Genomic DNA, 15710 nt, shown 5'->3' on the forward strand with positions numbered 1-15710 from the left:
TGCCCCGCCGAAACCCTCCGGCGGGGCATTTCCATGCCCGGCCCGTTGTCACCGAAACCGACGCCGACATCGGCAAATAACGCGACGAGTAACACAAGTTGTCCTCACCGAAGACGACTGGACCTACCAACTGGCACCCGAAGACCGACGCGGTCTCACCCCGCTGTTCTGGCAGCACGTGCTCCCGTACGGCGAGGTGAAACTCGACATGACGGCCCGGCTCAGCATCCGAACTACCACGCCACCGACGCGTCGACACCACCGATTGATGGCCCGCAAGAGGAACGCGTTGAGCGGGACAGGTTCGCTGCAGCCAGGGTGGTTCCGCATGAGAATCCCTCACCGTCCATCCGGTGAGCTCCTAGTCGCCGCTCTCCAGCACTGCCAGACCCCGCTTGAATGATGCGGCGACCGGCTTGCCCTTGGACTTCCGGATCATTCTGCAGATCAGCCGCCCCACCACAGTGCTGCCGGTGCGGTCCCAGGTGACGTGGACGACGCTGCCACCGTCGCGACCCGGCCGGACGGTGGCCGCCACGTAGCTGCCCGGCGTTGAGAAGTTGCTCTCCTGGACCGTCCAGCGCACGGTGTGCGGGTCGGACCACTCGTAGTGCTCGCGCGCCCAGAGCTTCGTGCCCGGGCCCTTGCTGCCCTCGCGCACGTCCGCGGTGGTCTCGCCGACCGAGTAGACCTGATACAGCGAAGGTTCGATGCCCGGCCACAGCTGGGGGCGGCGTTCAGAGAAATCGATCAACGCGGTGCGCACCTTCTCCGGACTTGCAGTTGTCTCAAGAATGACTTGCAATACATGGTTGCGGGACAGCAGCGGCCGCGAGATTGCTGAGCGACCTTTCTGTCTCGTGGTTGCCTTGCATCCCAAGGGTCAAGAGACGATCTGGAGTGTAGTGCGAGGGTGCTGGAGCATGCCTCGATCGGAAACTAGTGACCCCTCGTCAGAACATACCTATCGTTATGGGATGACGGTCCCCGGCCAATCTCAAAGAGATCGCATCAGTCCTGCCCCTATCGCGGCGCAGCCCGAAATGCCTTCAGGTCATGACGCTTCAATAAAACGCTGGTTTCCCAATGGCTTCCGAGCATTTCTTATGCAAGCGCTTCTGGGCTCGATGGTCGTTGGCATTCTAGCGGGTCTGGTCTCAGGACAAGTCATCACGATGGAGCAGAAGGCAATCAATGACAATAGAGCAGATCGTGAACGCGCCGCGGCCGACCTTCAAGTACGGAAGGCTACCGAACGTTGAAAACGTCCGCTTCGTTCGTTCCCGATCAGGTCCTGAATCAGTCGATAGGCCGTTTGAGGCCTTGGACCTAGAAGGGCAGATGCTTCAGGGCCTGAGGCTCAGAGGGGCGTCCTTTGAGGGCGCCAACCTCAATGAGGCATGGTTGTCAGCTTCCGACCTCTCCAGCGCCAATATGAACGGCATGGAAGCGAATAAATCCCAATTATCGGACGTGAATTTTACGGGATCAGACCTGCGGAACGCCAAGCTATCGGGAGCCTCATTGGTCGGATCGGTGTGCAAAGGCACACGCTTTGACGGGGCAACCCTCGATGGCGCTTACTTGACGATGGCGGACCTGTCTGGCGCGTCCTTCCAGCTAGCAGGACTCGAGGGTGCCGACCTCGCTGGCGCGAACCTTGTCGGGGCAGATCTGTCCCTGACATACCTCGATAAGACAACTCTCTTAGAGGTCCACTACGACGCATCCACAAAGTGGCCGAGCGGATTCCAACCACCATTGTCCTCACCCTGGAGGCCGCCAGACGGGAAAAGGTTCAGGTGAGAGCCAAAACCCAGCAGGCTCGAACGCGGAAAATGTCTCGTACCGGCTGACCAACGCCAAATAATTCGCTATCACGACGCCAAGACCGCACCTCATCTCGTCCAGCTGCAATCCAACCTGAAATTCATGAGTGGGCACAGGAAATGCGGGGCCAGCGGCTATGCCTAAGCTGATGCCATGGCTGTAGAGAAACTCCCCTTCGGAACGTCCCTTGCGGGCTTATTAGTTGATGGGGTCACGGAGACGCCCTACGTAGGAAGCACCTTGCGGATGGAGGAGCCGAGCGGTGCCGTCATAGAGGTTCCATATATCCAACAAGATGCGACAGGACAGTTCGAGCCTGTGCAGGCGTGGTTCTCCACTCGCACACCTCCCGAGAACATGCTGCTGAAGACCGCTGAGGGCGACGTATCGCTGTTCGAGGTTCAGTGGCTCGGACACTCGGCGAAGAGCGGGCGTGGTGTATCGCTCGGAAAGCTGCGACCGACAGAAATTGTCCTTGCACGACGCGAGACGGACCTTTCGACACCGCTCCTTGTTTCGGAGGTGCGAAGCCACATTGACGGGCTGAAAGAGTGGAGCGGCTTCACCGCCATCAACCACGACAGCAAAACCGATGACAACGGCTTGGTGAAGAAGCTTGTTGTGGAGGTCGCAAGCCTCGCCTCGGTCAAATGGTCTCAGGGTGACGCGACGATGACGCTGCAGACAGACTGGCGCACAGCCAACCCCGAGACCCCTGACGACCCCAGTCTAGGCATCTACGAATGGGTCGTGCTCGACAGTAAGTTCGCGGAACCTGCACAGTTCTCCGATCACCTGGTGGAGCAGCGGAAGGTCGTGCATCTCCTCGTCCTTGTATTTGACGGAGCGATCCATTTTCGAAAGCACCGCGTCAGGGATGGGACCTTCGCTGTTCGTTACGGCAACAAGTTGATTCACCACCCCTTCGTGGAACTCATCAGCCGCAGAACGGTACGCGAGTATGCAGAGAAGCGCCCCACGAAAGCTGACTTGCAGCAGCCGCTCGTCTACCTCGGGCAGCTCGGCTCAGATGGTCTCACTCGATGGGCTGAGGAATACGAGACATGGAAGCGCTTCATCCTCCCCACCGTCGGGGTTCTCGGGAGGGGTGGCGTGTTCGTGGAGGATCTGGTCGTCTCCCTCTCTATGTCCCTGGAGGCTGGCGGACACCTCATCGGTGTGCGGGAGGGCGAAAAGGTCACGTACACCAAGGGCGGCAAGCCGACGACTGCGACTTACGTATACCGGTGTCTGCATTCACTCGAGGTCGACTGGGGCGACCGGATAGAGAGCATCGTCGGCTTGGCGCGGGCGGCTGCGAACACTTATAACTCGATCAAGCACTTCGATAGAGGAGAGTTCCCTGACAACGACAAGACGCACCTTATAAGCATCGTGCTGCGGCAGGTAGTCCGATTGATGGTGCTCGACATCCTCGATCCTTCAGGTGCATTGCTCAAAAACTTCCGTGAGGAGGAGAGCCTGTGGCGCATCCACGAAAATTTCAGGAACTACGAGCTTCGTATCCTCGATGATGGCCAATGGAAGGCTGCGCCCGAGTCCGAGTCGCGTCCTCTGCCCAATGGGGTCACGCTATGATCTCTCGCGCGAGTTGACATGACTGCTGGGAGACCGATTTGCGAGCCACCTGGGTGTCCCGCAACCGATCTGCCTCGTATCCCATGGCTTACAAGGCAAAGGAGCTGGCACTTCATTCCACCTCAAGGCCCGGCCAGCGCACCTGAGCCCGTAGCGCCGGATAAGGTTCCGATGCTCGCGACGGGCCGATGACCAGCACCGACCATTTATCCCCGATCCGATCCAGGACGTCACGGATCCCGCAGTCAGGATGCCCGGATTCGCCGCAAGGTTCCAGGACAGGGGTTACTTCCATGTGACTGCCTAACACCAACGTGCCTCCTTGTGGGTCCTCGTTCGGTTACCGAAGATGAGTCTAGTTACCGAAAAGTACCAGTGAAATGAGCATGCCCATGATTCTCGTTACCGGGGCCTCCGGCCACCTCGCCAAAGCCATCCTTCAACACCTCACGCAGGCTGGAGCGGCTGCAACCGGAGCAACCCGTAATCCCAGCAGCAGTGGCCAGCTTCGGGCCATGGACTTCGACGTCCCTGAAACGATCTCCTTCGAGGGCGTGGAGACACTGGTAATGGTGTCCGCCGGAACTGAAGAAGACGATGTCGTCATCACCCGGCACAACAACGCCATCACGGCGGCCGAACGCGACGGGGTCAGGCACATCGTGTACACGAGCCTCGCCGAGGCCGGCGATCATCTGGGATTCGGGTTGGCCCATCGCTGGACAGAACGCCGCCTTCGAAGCGGAACGGCGCAGTGGACGATTCTGCGGAACGGTCTCTACGCGGAGCTGATCGGCCTTCTCCTGACTCCCCATGAAGGAGTCATTTCTGCCCCGTTCGGGCAGGGCGGCATCGCCGCCGTCGCCCGTCAGGATCTCGCAGAAACAGCGGCAATCATCGCCCGGAACCCCGAAATACACCAAGGCAAAACCTACAATCTCGTCGGGAACACCGTCATCACGGGGCAGAACATAGCTGACACATTGGGGGCGAAATACCGACCGGGCAAGCTCAACGAACTGCGGCAGGTCCTGGACTCTGCAGCAATGCTGCCCTTCCAGCCCCCTATGCTGCTCTCCATACATTCCGCCGCAAGCCACGGATTCCTTGAGGAAACAGGCACCGACGTCACCGACATCCTTGGACGGGAACCCCTAAACGCACTCCACATTGCCGCGGCCGCCGCGACCGCCTGACCAGTAGGGAGTGCCCGTAGAGGGTTCCCCTTGCGGACACGCAATTGCCGTGCAGGCGACTTTGGACATTCCGTGCAGCCGACTCCGGAAAATGACATCCTGAAGCCCGCGGGAGAGCGGCCAACCTGTCTCATCAATCGATCATTTTCAAGACGGGCCGAAGACGGAAAAAGCCGTGGATGATCCGATGATTCGGAGCCAGCTGATGGCCTCGTCTTCGTCCGTGAAGTATTTGGCGGGGCACCTGGGCGGGCCCAGTCGAAGAAGTCTGTGGGCGATGACGCGGTCAACCTGTGTTTTGCCCAGGACGGCGAACGCTGTGACGGCGGCTGCCTCAGCGAAAGCGCTGATCGCTTCCGGGCTGAAGGAGCCGACGCCGGTGATCTGCAGAAGCGCTCCTCCGGGTTTTCCGCCGGTGAGCGTCAGCAGTTCTGCGCAGGTGCTGACGCAGTCGTCCTTTGTGATCCGGGCGTTGGGCGGCAGGATGATCCGGCTTATTCCCACACTCACGCGGGCAACGGGAAAGCCTGAGTGGCTCTCGGTAGACATGGGATCCGGCGCGGCCTGGATCCGGGGTGTCCCCGGTGGTCTGGAGCAGGATCGAGGGGTCCGGAAGGGGCCTGCCATTCTCGGTGAGATGTTGAATTGTCATTGCCCCCATTGTTGTGGCAACAACCGCCGCTCCGGAGCCGGCTTGCCATTGCCGTTCCCGGCGTACTTGTCGTTGGTGACCGAATACTTCAGGCCGGCCGGCAGATAGTTCGCCTCAGTGGCGGCCTTCAGCTCGGCTCGGATGTCCTTGCAGATCTCTGAGGCGTCCCGGTATCCGGTGTACTTCTCACCCGTGGTCAACGTGCCCTGCTCGTGGCCGGCCTGGTGTGTGGCCAGCGACGGTCGGTAGCCCACCTTGAGCGATCCCCCGGGGTGGCGGGCGGTGTCGGCTGCGGCTGCCTCGGCGATGGTGGCCCGCCAGTCCCCGCCGTCGAGGGCTTCGTTCCGTGCCTTGTTGAAGTAGCTGTAGGCCTCCTCGACCTGCAGGTGAGGAACGTGGTCACTGAAGGATTCCGAGCAGTAGTCAGCGTCGGTATTGTCGCCGCGCAGGCTCCGTTCAACGGTCCACTCAAGCTCGGGAACCAGCTGCGGGTCCTGGAAATGGGCCATCCGCAGCGACTCGGGAACGTGGCGGATACTGGCCGCCGGCGCGGAACGGCGCCCGGTCGATACAGGAGCCAGGGAGACTGAGGCCTCGCCGTGCGCGGTGGCAGCGAACTGGCCGCGGACGGGGATGCCTTTGGGCTTGCGGTTTATGGGGATGACGGTCATGCCCTCTGTGCGGCTATTCGTCCAGTGCGTCGGCTGGGAACAACAAAGGCCTCGCCGGCGTGCAGCGGAGCCTCCGAAGTGGTCAGTTTGCGAGACGGCGGTCCGTCTCCTGAAAGACGCTGCGCAGGTCCGCCACGAACGAGTCCCTGTCGGTGTGCCCGGTCCGGGTGGCCATGTGGTCCAAGAAGCCATTGACCATGGACGGAGCAGGGCTTTCTGGCCGTCGTCTGTCTTCAGGACCGGCTCGTCGCCGGAGAGGTCCAGCAGGTTCTCGGTGTCGTCCGTTTCGAGGGCTGCCGTCCGGCCCTCGCGGTCCAGCTCACCGAAGTATTCGTCGTGTTCCCGGAAGGATGAATCGGCCATGACGTCCATGAGGATAGCGAATTCCCTGTGGGTGGCGAAATGGCTGCGGAGATCCCGGGCCCGGTCAGCTTCGAGCACCGATCCGCCGAACACGCCGTAGCCAGACCGGTACAGCCATGTCCCGCGGGTGTAGTCATAGTCATCGTCTGCCCCCTCAGCTGAGAAGGACAGCATGGTCGATCCGATGTGGACGCTGTGCTCGATGGGTCCATCCTTGACGGTGAACTTGGCGGTGTCGCCGATTTCCGTCAAGGTGATTTCGCCGGGGAGGTCCGCGTCCGTGACGAGCTTCTGGGCCGTTAGGGCGAGGATGCTGTTTTCTTCGGTAGAACTTGCCGGCGGCATCCGCCTGGGTGGTGATTGACAGTGGGGCCGTGGGTACCCGGAAGACGACGCTGCGGCTTGCTGCACCGGCGGTTCCGGATCCAGCACCGGAGCTTACGTCGGCGATGATGATGATCTGCTCTCCCGGCGTGAAGCCGCTGCCAGAGAACGTTACGGTGTTACCGGCCTCGACGGTGCCTGCGGAGAGCGTTGACGGCGGGACGGGTGCAGGGTAGGTCTCATCGGCGTGGGCGACCCCGGCGCCGAGCCCGGTCAGGGTTGCGGCGATGGCCAGGGCGGAGAGGGTTCGTTTCAAGAAGGTGGTCCCGTTTCTGTGTAACCCGGGCGCGCACGAGCGGCTTCCAGGCAAGGATGAGTCACCATCTCCCATGCGTAGGCCCGAGACTGGACGGACTGGACCGGCTACTTAGCCTTTTTGGATTTCCGCGCTGGCAGCCCCGCATAGATCCCTGCTAAGGCGAAGGGGAAGGCCACCGCAGCTGCGAGGTGTCTGAGCAGACTGAAGGGATCAATCAGGGTCGCCCCGCCTACCAGGACTGCAGGCGCAGCCACGAATGCGGTTATCCAGCGGGGATCCCCCCGCAATGCTGACCAGATGGCCGCGCCCAGCGAAGCTATGCTTCCTGCGAGGATGAATAGCCCGCCAACGCGTGCATCCTCAATGAATTCAGGCTCCCATCTGAAGCCGAAGAATATGGCTCTCTCCAGGCCGATGCCCATGAGGACGATAGAAGCGATGACCAGCAGTGCCCAAAGTAGCGCTTCCGGCCACCCCAGCCGGCGGCCGGTAGCGTGTTCCTGGCTCATTGGATCCCCTACCCGTCAGCGGACGAACCTGAACATGGCCTGATGAGATGAGCCGTCGTCCAGGATCATGTCGAAAGTCCTGCAGGTTCCGGCCCAGCTGGATTCAGTCTTCCACACGTAGTTGTACGTTCCGGAAGGCACGCACAGGTGCGGACGCAGTCGTCCTTTGTGATCCGGGCGTTGGTCGGCAGGATGATCCGGTATATTCCCACACCCACGCGGGCGACGGAAAAGCCTGAGTGACTCTCAGCAACTATGTGATCCGGCACGGCCTGGATCCGGGGTGCCCTGGTTCTCTGGAGCAGGATCGTGCGGTCCGGAAGCGGCCCGCCAGTCTCGGTGAGATGTTGAATTGTCATTGAGCCCCCAACGTTGTGGCAACAACCGCCGCTCCGGAGCCGGCTGGCCATTGCCCGTCCCGGGCCACGCTGCTCCGGGGTTGCTGACAGGCTATATCGATTACGGCGACGCGTCGATCAAACACGAGAGCAGTGTCCGATCAGCGTTCCCCCTACGGGCGGACTTTGGCCCGCTTCCATCGACAAGCTGCGGTCCAGCCGTTACTTTTCTCCACGCGGCCTTAGCGTACGATTTTTTCCTTTTTCTGAAGCGACCCCTTGTACGGCGCGATTTTCGGCCTCGTCGTCCTGAACCTGCTGCTCGGCACCGTCCTGCTTGCCGGGCGCCGTCGCCCCGCACCCTGACGGCCACAGCCGCTCACTGACCCAGGCGAGTCGGGTGGCAGTCCCCCGCCACCGGACTCGCCGCCTTCCGCCCGCCGATTTTCGACAAAGGCTGAGATGATGGGAACCGAACTGCCCCACTGTCTGATCATCACCAACCCCGAAGACCTGGCCGGGGGCGCCCGCTCCTGCCGATAGGAGCACAGCGTGTCCAGACCCGGACTGCGAGCGGCGGCTGCGGTGGTCCTCGCACTCGTCGCGTCGTCTTGCGCAAGCAGCACCTCGAGCGAGGCCCCGGACTTTACCCCGCCTCCGAGGGCGAGCACTACGACACCGGAGAGCCCGCAACCCCCGCCGAGTCAGCCATCCAGCGCGCGAGAGCCGGGCACCACGATCACCACAGCCGCGAGCGACTTCGGCCAGATGCTCTTCGATGCCAAAAAGCAGGCCATCTATATCTGGGAGAGTGAGGAGAGCATCAGGCCGGAGTGTTACGACGACTGCGCTGAAGCGTGGCCACCCGTGCTGACCGACGGAGCGCCGACCGCTAGCGGCGAGGTCGACTCAGCGCTGCTGGGGACGACGAAGCGGCGGGACGGCACGACCCAGGTCACCTACAACGGGCATCCGCTCTACTTCTACGCGCACGAGGGGCCTGGCGAGGTGAAGTGCCACAACGTCTCGACCCACGGGGGGCTCTGGTGGGTCGTAGATCCGGACGGGATCCGAGCCCCGTAGCTGCAGTGCAGGCGGAGCCGAATCGGCGGCGCATCCTGCAGCTACGTGGCGTGGGCTCACCATCCGGGGACTGGCGCGCCTCGTGAAACTCGATGGTGCAGCCACCAGGGATGTTGAGGTGCGGGTGAGACTTGGCCAGCTCACAGCGGCGAGTACCAGGTCGCCAAAGATCGTCGCCGTTTGGCGAGACGGTGACGGCTTGCGCTGCGTTTTACCTCCCTGCTGACGCTGTCGCGAGCTCATCAGACAAGTCGACCCAGCCCATCTCGACACCGAGATGATTCTTGGATCAGGTCAATCCGCATTGCTGCGAGAAAGGCTGCCAGCAAATGAATGGACAGAGCCGCTGGCGTCTGACTGAGGCGCACCGTAGACCGATCCTCATGCGGGACGACCCACGCTGCAGCGAATCTGTCCCGCTGGACGTTCCTTCTCTGACTCCGTCGGCAACTATGGGACACGTACTGCCCGCTGGGGCACCGCCCCCTGCCCAGCGCCTCATTGCAGGCAGGCATGTGTCGCACAGTGTGAGTGGGTGCGCGGCGCGGTCAGGCGGCATTGCCGCGATGGGGTAGCGCAGTAGACTGTGGGAGTGGCCGTAGTGCAGGTGTCTGTCCGCGTTTCCGCTATCTCCCTTGCGGTGAGTGGTGCAGTCACCGCAGCTCTCGTGCCTTTGCACCCAAGTATCTTTGACCGTCCCGTTGATGAGGTTGTACGGGACACTGAGGTGTGGCAGCCCATCCATGTCGCCAGCATCTTTGTGTTTGCATTGGCGTTCATCGGTGCTGCCGGCCTCGTCGCCGTTCACAACGGCCAGCTACGCCGGTTAGGGCATGTGGGATTAGTGTTCTCCTTCGCGGGCGCAATAGGCGGTTCCGCCATTGGCTTCTTCGAAGCGTTGGTTTTTCCTGTGTTGGCGGACAGAGACCCACAGTTGTTGGAGCTCAACGGGCCGATGTTCACGTCGTGGCTGGCTATTGGGGCCGGGCTGCTAGTGCTCGGGTGGGTGCTCGGCCTGGCAGTCATTGGAGTGGCCGCCGCGCGTGCGGCAGTATTTCCTCGCGCGGCCGGAGTGCTGCTGGCTGTCAGCGGCCCGGCGTACCTGGCTCTGGGCGGACCTTTCATTCCCGTCGCCGGGGTGCTCTCCGGGGCGCTGTTTGGAGCGGTTCAACTGTGGTGGGGATGGCTGATCTGGAAGTCCCCCGCCCAGCCGGCAGAGGCCCCGCGCCTGACGGTCGAGCGACGGTGACCGGGTCTCCACACTAGTTGTCCTCGAACGGCAGCTTCTGCCGCACGCGTCGACCCGTATAGTCCGATGAACGTGTCGGTAGACGTTCCCTTCCTGACACCGGGTTCATGTTGGCTTGCCATCGGCCGTCAACCGCTACAAGCTGACACACATGAGTGATGTTGCCAAGGCGGAGTTGCGCCGATATTTGCAGGATGGCCGTGATGCGATTGTGTGGAAGCTTGAGGGCCTGTCTGAGTACGATCTGCGCCGCCCCTTGACGCCGACCGGCACGAACCTTCTCGGGCTGGTCAAGCACCTAGCCGGGGTCGAAGCCGAGTACTTCGGCGTAGTCTTCAACCGACCCTTCGCAGAGGAATTAAAATGGCTTTCGCCCAATGCCGAGCCGAATGAGGACATGTGGGCGCGGTCTGAGGAGTCCCGCGACGCGATCGTCGGCCTATATCAAAGGGTGTGGGCACATGCCGACGCAACAATTTCCCTGCTGCCGCTTGATGCATCCGGCTACGTGCCGTGGTGGCGCGAGGCGAGCAACCCGGTCAGCCTCGCCCGCATATTGGTCCACGTGACTGCCGAAACGCATCGGCATGCGGGTCATGCAGACATCGTGCGTGAGTTTGCCGACGGCAGCGTCGGACACCGGGACGGCAACGACAATATGGCAGCCGTGGACCCGGCGTGGTGGCACGAGTACTGCGATCACCTAGAGTCGGTTGCGCGCGGTTACGGGGGCCAGGCCCAACCGCGCGCAACCGACTCTCACCAGCACCGATAGAGGCGTTGCCCGCCAACCGCGTGAAACTCGGACACTGGAACAGTTTTCACACTCTGATGGCGGCGCGATCAGGATCTGTTCTTGTCCAATAGCGGTGGCGTTAGAACCGACTGTCCCGCTGAGGGATCCCTTACTGCGACATCTTGGCGCCACGCACGCAGCAAGTGAGTCCAGCGGGTGGAACCTGCGGAGCGCAGGCGACCGGCTGACCACCTTGCTATAGCTGGCATGCTGTCGCTATGGCCTTTTCACTCCCAAATGAAGCGGAAACCGGTGAGCACCTGAAACGCGGACCGCTACGAGACTTCGGTCTCCGCAAACCCGGCGACTCCTCCTCTGCCAAGCGGCACACTCTGAATTTCCATGATTTCCCGGTACCGCGCCTCCTGGCATACTCTCTGCGGCTCGCTGGTCTTAAGACCGGTGGCCCGGGCGAAAAGGTCGAGTGGTGGGCCACGTTCACATACAAGGGTGTTGGTGCAACGCTCGCGCACGAGAAGTTCGGCCTGCGTCTGTATCTTCCGGCCGATCTAACCGAAAACGCGAGCAAAGGGCTGCTTACCGAAATCCAGACACAGCTTCGTTCAGCGACGCGAGCTGTCGAAAAAGTCCTCCTGGCTGTGGCCCCAGAGATGCTCGGGCTCGGCCACGCCACGGTAGTGAATCAGCACTTCGCTCTCGACAGGGCCTATGCATACTTCCGCTCCCGTGCGCTTGACCCGACTCTGATTGAAGATGAGTACAAAGAGTACGGCGTGGACGAACTTCCTAAAGGACTCGCACGCACATCCACTTTCCAAAGCGGAAAAGTGCTGATGCAGCTAAACGCCTTTCACGACATGATCGCCGCCATAACGGCATACCTCAGCAGACTGGAACACGATCTCGTGCTGGCAATGGCATTCTCTGACTTTGATCCCGGCTCGGACAACCTAACTTCTTTCATCGGGTCACGCTGGGGCGAAAAGTTCGACCGAGTACTTCACAAGGCGCATGGTGCCCATCAATACCGCCGCCAGCTCACCGCGGTCGTGGAGCGATGGCGCAACCCGTACTCACACGGCGGCTTCGAAAAGGGGCATGCCGCTACGATCTATCTTCAGGCACCCGGCATCGGAGCGGTTCCAGTCGGCCTCACAAAGGTCAAGGACAGCCCCCGATTTTCGTTTCTGCCAGCGACTGAATCCACGATCGAAGAGGTTTTTCGCCTGTTCGACGAACTCGATGCCTGGATACACACCGAACTGGCTGAAGCCATGCAGTGGATCGCGTCGGGTCTCGATGTCCGATTCGATCCTGACTTTCGAGCACTGGTAGAAGAAGCTCGGGAAAGGGAGGAATTCGGCGAACTCGTGAGCTACTTCGAGCACCGCCAGGCCATCGTCGACAACATGGACTACTAGCTTCGTTTTGCAGCGCTTTGTAACCGACTGCCTAGTCTCATAAGCCGATCCCTTGCGGCTGTACCAGACGCCAAATAGCGCCGTAAAAATGCCGCCATTTATCGCCGAAAGTCACAAACATCGTCAGAATAAGGTCGAAGAGCCGATTTCTGTACTCTCCGACCGAACAGTCTTAGATGCAAATCTGACATAGGGTCCCCGAAATTCAGCGCATAGTTGAATCGTGTTAGGCCGGGAACCAGTGTGCGAAGCGCTGCCCGGTGAATCGCATCTGGGCCAACGCACCATAATTTGCTTGGCTTGGTGGCTTGGTGCTCAAGCAATTGTCCAGACAGTGTCTGGATAATTTGAGCTGGACGGGAGGAGCTGCAACCAGGCCTTAGGAAGCATCAGATCCCGCGGCTGGCGAGCATCCGGTTCACCTCGGCGATTTCCAGACAGTCTGGGTCGAACGGTTCGTCAGAATCTGTCACTGCGGTGACCCATTCCGAGTATTCTGTGTGGTCAGGATGGATAGGGTCGGCGAGGGCGTCCAGGATGCTTTCGTATCTGGGGAGGCCGCCGGAGTCTTCCAGCGGGCCGCGTCGGGCGCCGTCGGTCAGCCGGGCCGGTGGGGTTGCTTCATCCGCCGACTGGCGGGATATCAGTTCTATGCGGTGTAGCCAGCTGTCGCCGAAGTCGTACTCATAGAACGCCGCACCTGAACCCCTGACCAGCAGCTGGTCCAGGGAGCAGTATTCTTCGGAAAGGTCCGTCGGCTCTTCGCACCACTCTGACGGGAGCCACTGCACAGGGTCCGGAATTTCGCCGTCGATCGGCCGCAGCCGCGCGAAGGGATCACTGTCCGTGAACCGGTGCAGGTGCGCATTTTCCCATCCAAACGCCACCTGCAGTATGCGGTGAACCTGTCCCAGCGTCAGTGAGGCTTGGAGCTCCAGCTGACGCCAGATCTCCGGCACGCTGTCGACAAGTCCCACGCGAACATCAAGGACCCACTCCCCCGGGTTGGCCGTCATACCATCTCTAAGCTTCTTCACGCCACCATGGTTCCAGAACCGCCGCCAAGCTGTGTCTTCGTGAGGCGCTTAGGCTTTTCTCATGAGGGTAGCCAAGACCGACACCATAGCCGGCCTGCCGGCACCGGCGGCACGGAGCCTGGTCCGTTTGTTCCGCGGCGGCACGTTCGCCCAAGACGTCGCCGACAGCCTGCTCAGCAGGAGCGGCATTGAGGCCGCCGAGGCCGCCTTTGAGCGCATGGAGGAAGCCGGTTACCTGGTCAGGGCTGAACTCGGCGATGACAGGTACGTGTGGTGGGAGGCGACAACCCTCGGAAATGCCCTGGCCATGGCCGGCTTTGGGAAGCCAATCAGACGGAAAACGGCCGAACGGCTGGTCGCCGGGATGCTGGACCGTGCCCGCGAATACAACACGGACGCCACTAAACCGCTCTTCGTGGATCGGCTCAGGATTTTCGGAAGCTACCTGGACCCGCAGATCGACCCACTCGGGGACGTTGACGTGGAACTGTCCTTCGGCATGCGCACCAGGGACCACAAAACGATCACCGCGTACACCCGGGCGAGCGGCAAAGTCTTCCGCTCGTTCATGGCAGAGATCACCTGGCCCCAACGCGAGCTGGTGCAGCAGCTCAAACACCGCTCGACCGCCATTAATATCACGCTGGAAAACATCGACAACATCACAGACAGGTCCGTGACCGTCTACTCCATCGTGGACGATACGTCCGCGGTCCCGCCACCCTCCGGAGTGTCGTGGCCAACGACAGACCAGGTGCAACCCGGACACCCCCAAGTGGCGAAGCTCCGGTCAAATAGCGGTTGACCGGAGCTTCGTTCCATTATGCCTTCGTGAACCTTGAGATTCGCTGGGAAACGGCTGTCCCGGGTCCCGGGCCGGGCGCCAAACCCAACACCGGCAGGTGTGTTGCATGGATCACATTTCGCCTATGGTTGTTCGGGGCGCCACAGCGTCGTGGCCCCCGACTTAGAGCGGAGAAATTTTCGTGACAGACAAGCTTCGAGTGCTGGTCCGGGTGGACCTGGACTGTGCAACGGCCCAGGTTTCCGCGCAGGGCCATGTGACGTCCAAGAGCATCCACGGCCTGTATGGCGTGATGAAGCGCGCGAACTCGCTCACTACGCGCATGGCCCTTGAGCTCGATATGACCCGGGCCCGGATCGAGCCCGACGCGTTGGAAGAACTCCGGGCCTGCTCGCGGTCCCACCATCTGCCTCCCCATGTCGATCCGCTCCAGTCCGAGTACAGGCTGAGCATCCTCGCCCCGGACAATGCTTTGCCCCTGGCAGCGATGGCTACACAGGCGGCCTGACCCGCAACAGCAATCCCTCTACAGGGTGGAACACGCGCAGGCCCCCCGCTTGAGTCGCCAAAACGGTCGCCCCGAGATGCCTCCTCCCATGCTTTCCGGGGATTCTGCAAACGCGGATAGCGGAGAATACGTCACGCTGATTGGCCTGCTCGCGGATCCTGCGTCCTGGCGAAGGAATTTACTAACCTTCGCACTCGATGCAGTAAGAGTGGCCGTTGCTTTCACGTGCGAGTTGAGACCGGTGCCGGACGAGGAAGCAGGAATTACAGGTGAACTCGTCCGCGGCCTGGGGAATGACCTGAACGATGAGCTCCTCGGCGACGATCTCTCCCCCGGGGGTCAGTCCCTCATCAAGCGCATCGGTTTCGTCCAGTTCATTGACGACGCTGCGGGCGTCCGGGGCATTCGCAGACTGCAACGCCTCCAGGGAACGGTCCTGAGATTCCTTGACGTCGGAACGCACCTCGTCGTAATCGGTTGCCACTTTAGGTACTTCTCATTTCTGACGTATCTACGATCTTCTTACTGACGAGACTGAAACGTACACCAACGAGCCGTTGTTCCCATGTCAAAAGACCGGAGGACGTCATGGCCGGGCTCTAACGCCAACCACGCCGGCGCATTCCCCGCGTTATCCAAAGCCAGAGCCATATGCCGCTCAGATCGTGCCGCTCCCACGGGCGATGACTGCCGATAGTCGGCATATACGTCTAGCTGGAGCTCGAAACGGGCTGCTCGGGCGAGCTTTCAGGCGACTGCCCTTCCAGACTCAGTACCCGCTGCCGGGCGAAGGCCCGGCGATCCGCCAGGCACGTCGCCGGCGATGCTTCGTATTTCGGCGGCTGCTGTGTAGTCTCTGACTTAGTAGACAGACTTGTCCAGTCTGGTGGTCCTCAGAGACCTTATTCCGCTCAGCGACCGGGAGCATTGCTTCGCCAGTCGTAGAAGGCCGCCCCTTAGGGCCTGCCAGTATTCAACACGCGGCTATTCTGATGCTTCGGGTTTGAGGGTGTAGTTCCATTCGCCGTGCCATTGATGGCGGGTGATGG

The 15710-nt window shown here is 61.3% G+C and carries 16 protein-coding genes; 9 read left to right on the top strand and 7 right to left on the bottom strand.

Features of this window, described 5'->3' with window-relative positions; all coding sequences use genetic code 11:
* Positions 1-361 precede the first annotated feature (361 nt).
* Positions 362-754: a hypothetical protein gene (locus ACVWY0_RS21340; RefSeq protein ID WP_485838468.1), complete on the bottom strand. Its 393-nt coding sequence runs from the start codon at positions 752-754 to the stop codon at positions 362-364.
* Between the two features lie 440 nt (positions 755-1194).
* Between ACVWY0_RS21340 and ACVWY0_RS21345 the strand changes: the two genes are divergently transcribed.
* The 3 genes from ACVWY0_RS21345 (at position 1195) to ACVWY0_RS21355 (ending at position 4625) form a co-directional block, all read left to right on the top strand.
* Entirely contained in the window at positions 1195-1806 is a 612-nt protein-coding gene (locus ACVWY0_RS21345; RefSeq protein ID WP_485838469.1) for a pentapeptide repeat-containing protein, read from the top strand.
* 177 nt (positions 1807-1983) lie between these two features.
* Positions 1984-3429: an ApeA N-terminal domain 1-containing protein gene (locus ACVWY0_RS21350; RefSeq protein WP_485838470.1), complete on the top strand. Its 1446-nt coding sequence runs from the start codon at positions 1984-1986 to the stop codon at positions 3427-3429.
* Between the two features lie 380 nt (positions 3430-3809).
* The gene (locus tag ACVWY0_RS21355; protein WP_485838471.1) at positions 3810-4625 is read left to right on the top strand and encodes an NAD(P)H-binding protein; all 816 of its coding nucleotides are present in this window, start codon (positions 3810-3812) and stop codon (positions 4623-4625) included.
* A gap of 147 nt (positions 4626-4772) precedes the next feature.
* Here ACVWY0_RS21355 and ACVWY0_RS21360 read toward each other — a convergent pair whose 3' ends face one another.
* From ACVWY0_RS21360 to ACVWY0_RS21375, 4 genes are all read right to left on the bottom strand, one after another.
* Complete coding sequence (locus ACVWY0_RS21360) at positions 4773-5174, bottom strand: DUF7793 family protein (protein ID WP_485838472.1); 402 nt, start codon at positions 5172-5174, stop codon at positions 4773-4775.
* Positions 5175-5273: 99 nt separating this feature from the next.
* Positions 5274-6656: a hypothetical protein gene (locus ACVWY0_RS21365; RefSeq protein WP_485838473.1), complete on the bottom strand. Its 1383-nt coding sequence runs from the start codon at positions 6654-6656 to the stop codon at positions 5274-5276.
* 402 nt (positions 6657-7058) lie between these two features.
* Positions 7059-7463, bottom strand: coding sequence for a hypothetical protein (locus ACVWY0_RS21370; RefSeq protein ID WP_485838474.1), 405 nt, complete (start codon positions 7461-7463; stop codon positions 7059-7061).
* 15 nt (positions 7464-7478) lie between these two features.
* Positions 7479-7604 (bottom strand): PxKF domain-containing protein, encoded by a 126-nt coding sequence (locus ACVWY0_RS21375; RefSeq protein WP_485838475.1) that lies wholly within the window; start codon positions 7602-7604, stop codon positions 7479-7481.
* 965 nt (positions 7605-8569) lie between these two features.
* Here ACVWY0_RS21375 and ACVWY0_RS21380 point away from each other — a divergent pair.
* The 4 genes from ACVWY0_RS21380 to ACVWY0_RS21395 all read left to right on the top strand — a co-directional run bounded on the left by ACVWY0_RS21380 (position 8570) and on the right by ACVWY0_RS21395 (position 12311).
* Entirely contained in the window at positions 8570-8884 is a 315-nt protein-coding gene (locus ACVWY0_RS21380) for a COG4315 family predicted lipoprotein (protein WP_252599847.1), read from the top strand.
* A 592-nt stretch (positions 8885-9476) separates the two neighbouring features.
* On the top strand, positions 9477-10133 hold the full coding sequence (locus ACVWY0_RS21385) for a hypothetical protein (protein WP_485838476.1): 657 nt from the start codon (positions 9477-9479) through the stop codon (positions 10131-10133).
* A 151-nt stretch (positions 10134-10284) separates the two neighbouring features.
* Positions 10285-10908 (top strand): DinB family protein, encoded by a 624-nt coding sequence (locus tag ACVWY0_RS21390; RefSeq protein WP_485838477.1) that lies wholly within the window; start codon positions 10285-10287, stop codon positions 10906-10908.
* 239 nt (positions 10909-11147) lie between these two features.
* Entirely contained in the window at positions 11148-12311 is a 1164-nt protein-coding gene (locus ACVWY0_RS21395) for a hypothetical protein (protein WP_485838478.1), read from the top strand.
* 389 nt (positions 12312-12700) lie between these two features.
* On the opposite strand, the gene ACVWY0_RS21400 is transcribed toward ACVWY0_RS21395, so the two are convergent.
* Complete coding sequence (locus ACVWY0_RS21400; RefSeq protein ID WP_485838479.1) at positions 12701-13348, bottom strand: plasmid pRiA4b ORF-3 family protein; 648 nt, start codon at positions 13346-13348, stop codon at positions 12701-12703.
* 61 nt (positions 13349-13409) lie between these two features.
* Between ACVWY0_RS21400 and ACVWY0_RS21405 the strand changes: the two genes are divergently transcribed.
* Positions 13410-14153, top strand: coding sequence for a hypothetical protein (locus ACVWY0_RS21405; RefSeq protein ID WP_485838480.1), 744 nt, complete (start codon positions 13410-13412; stop codon positions 14151-14153).
* A gap of 181 nt (positions 14154-14334) precedes the next feature.
* A complete protein-coding gene (locus tag ACVWY0_RS21410; RefSeq protein WP_485838481.1) occupies positions 14335-14661 on the top strand; it encodes a hypothetical protein in 327 nt (108 codons plus the stop codon).
* 181 nt (positions 14662-14842) lie between these two features.
* Here the strand turns inward: ACVWY0_RS21410 and ACVWY0_RS21415 are convergent, their stop codons facing one another.
* The gene (locus ACVWY0_RS21415) at positions 14843-15145 is read right to left on the bottom strand and encodes a DUF4193 domain-containing protein (protein ID WP_485838482.1); all 303 of its coding nucleotides are present in this window, start codon (positions 15143-15145) and stop codon (positions 14843-14845) included.
* Positions 15146-15710 lie beyond the last annotated feature (565 nt).

It is taken from the genome of Arthrobacter sp. UYNi723, from assembly GCF_054057635.1.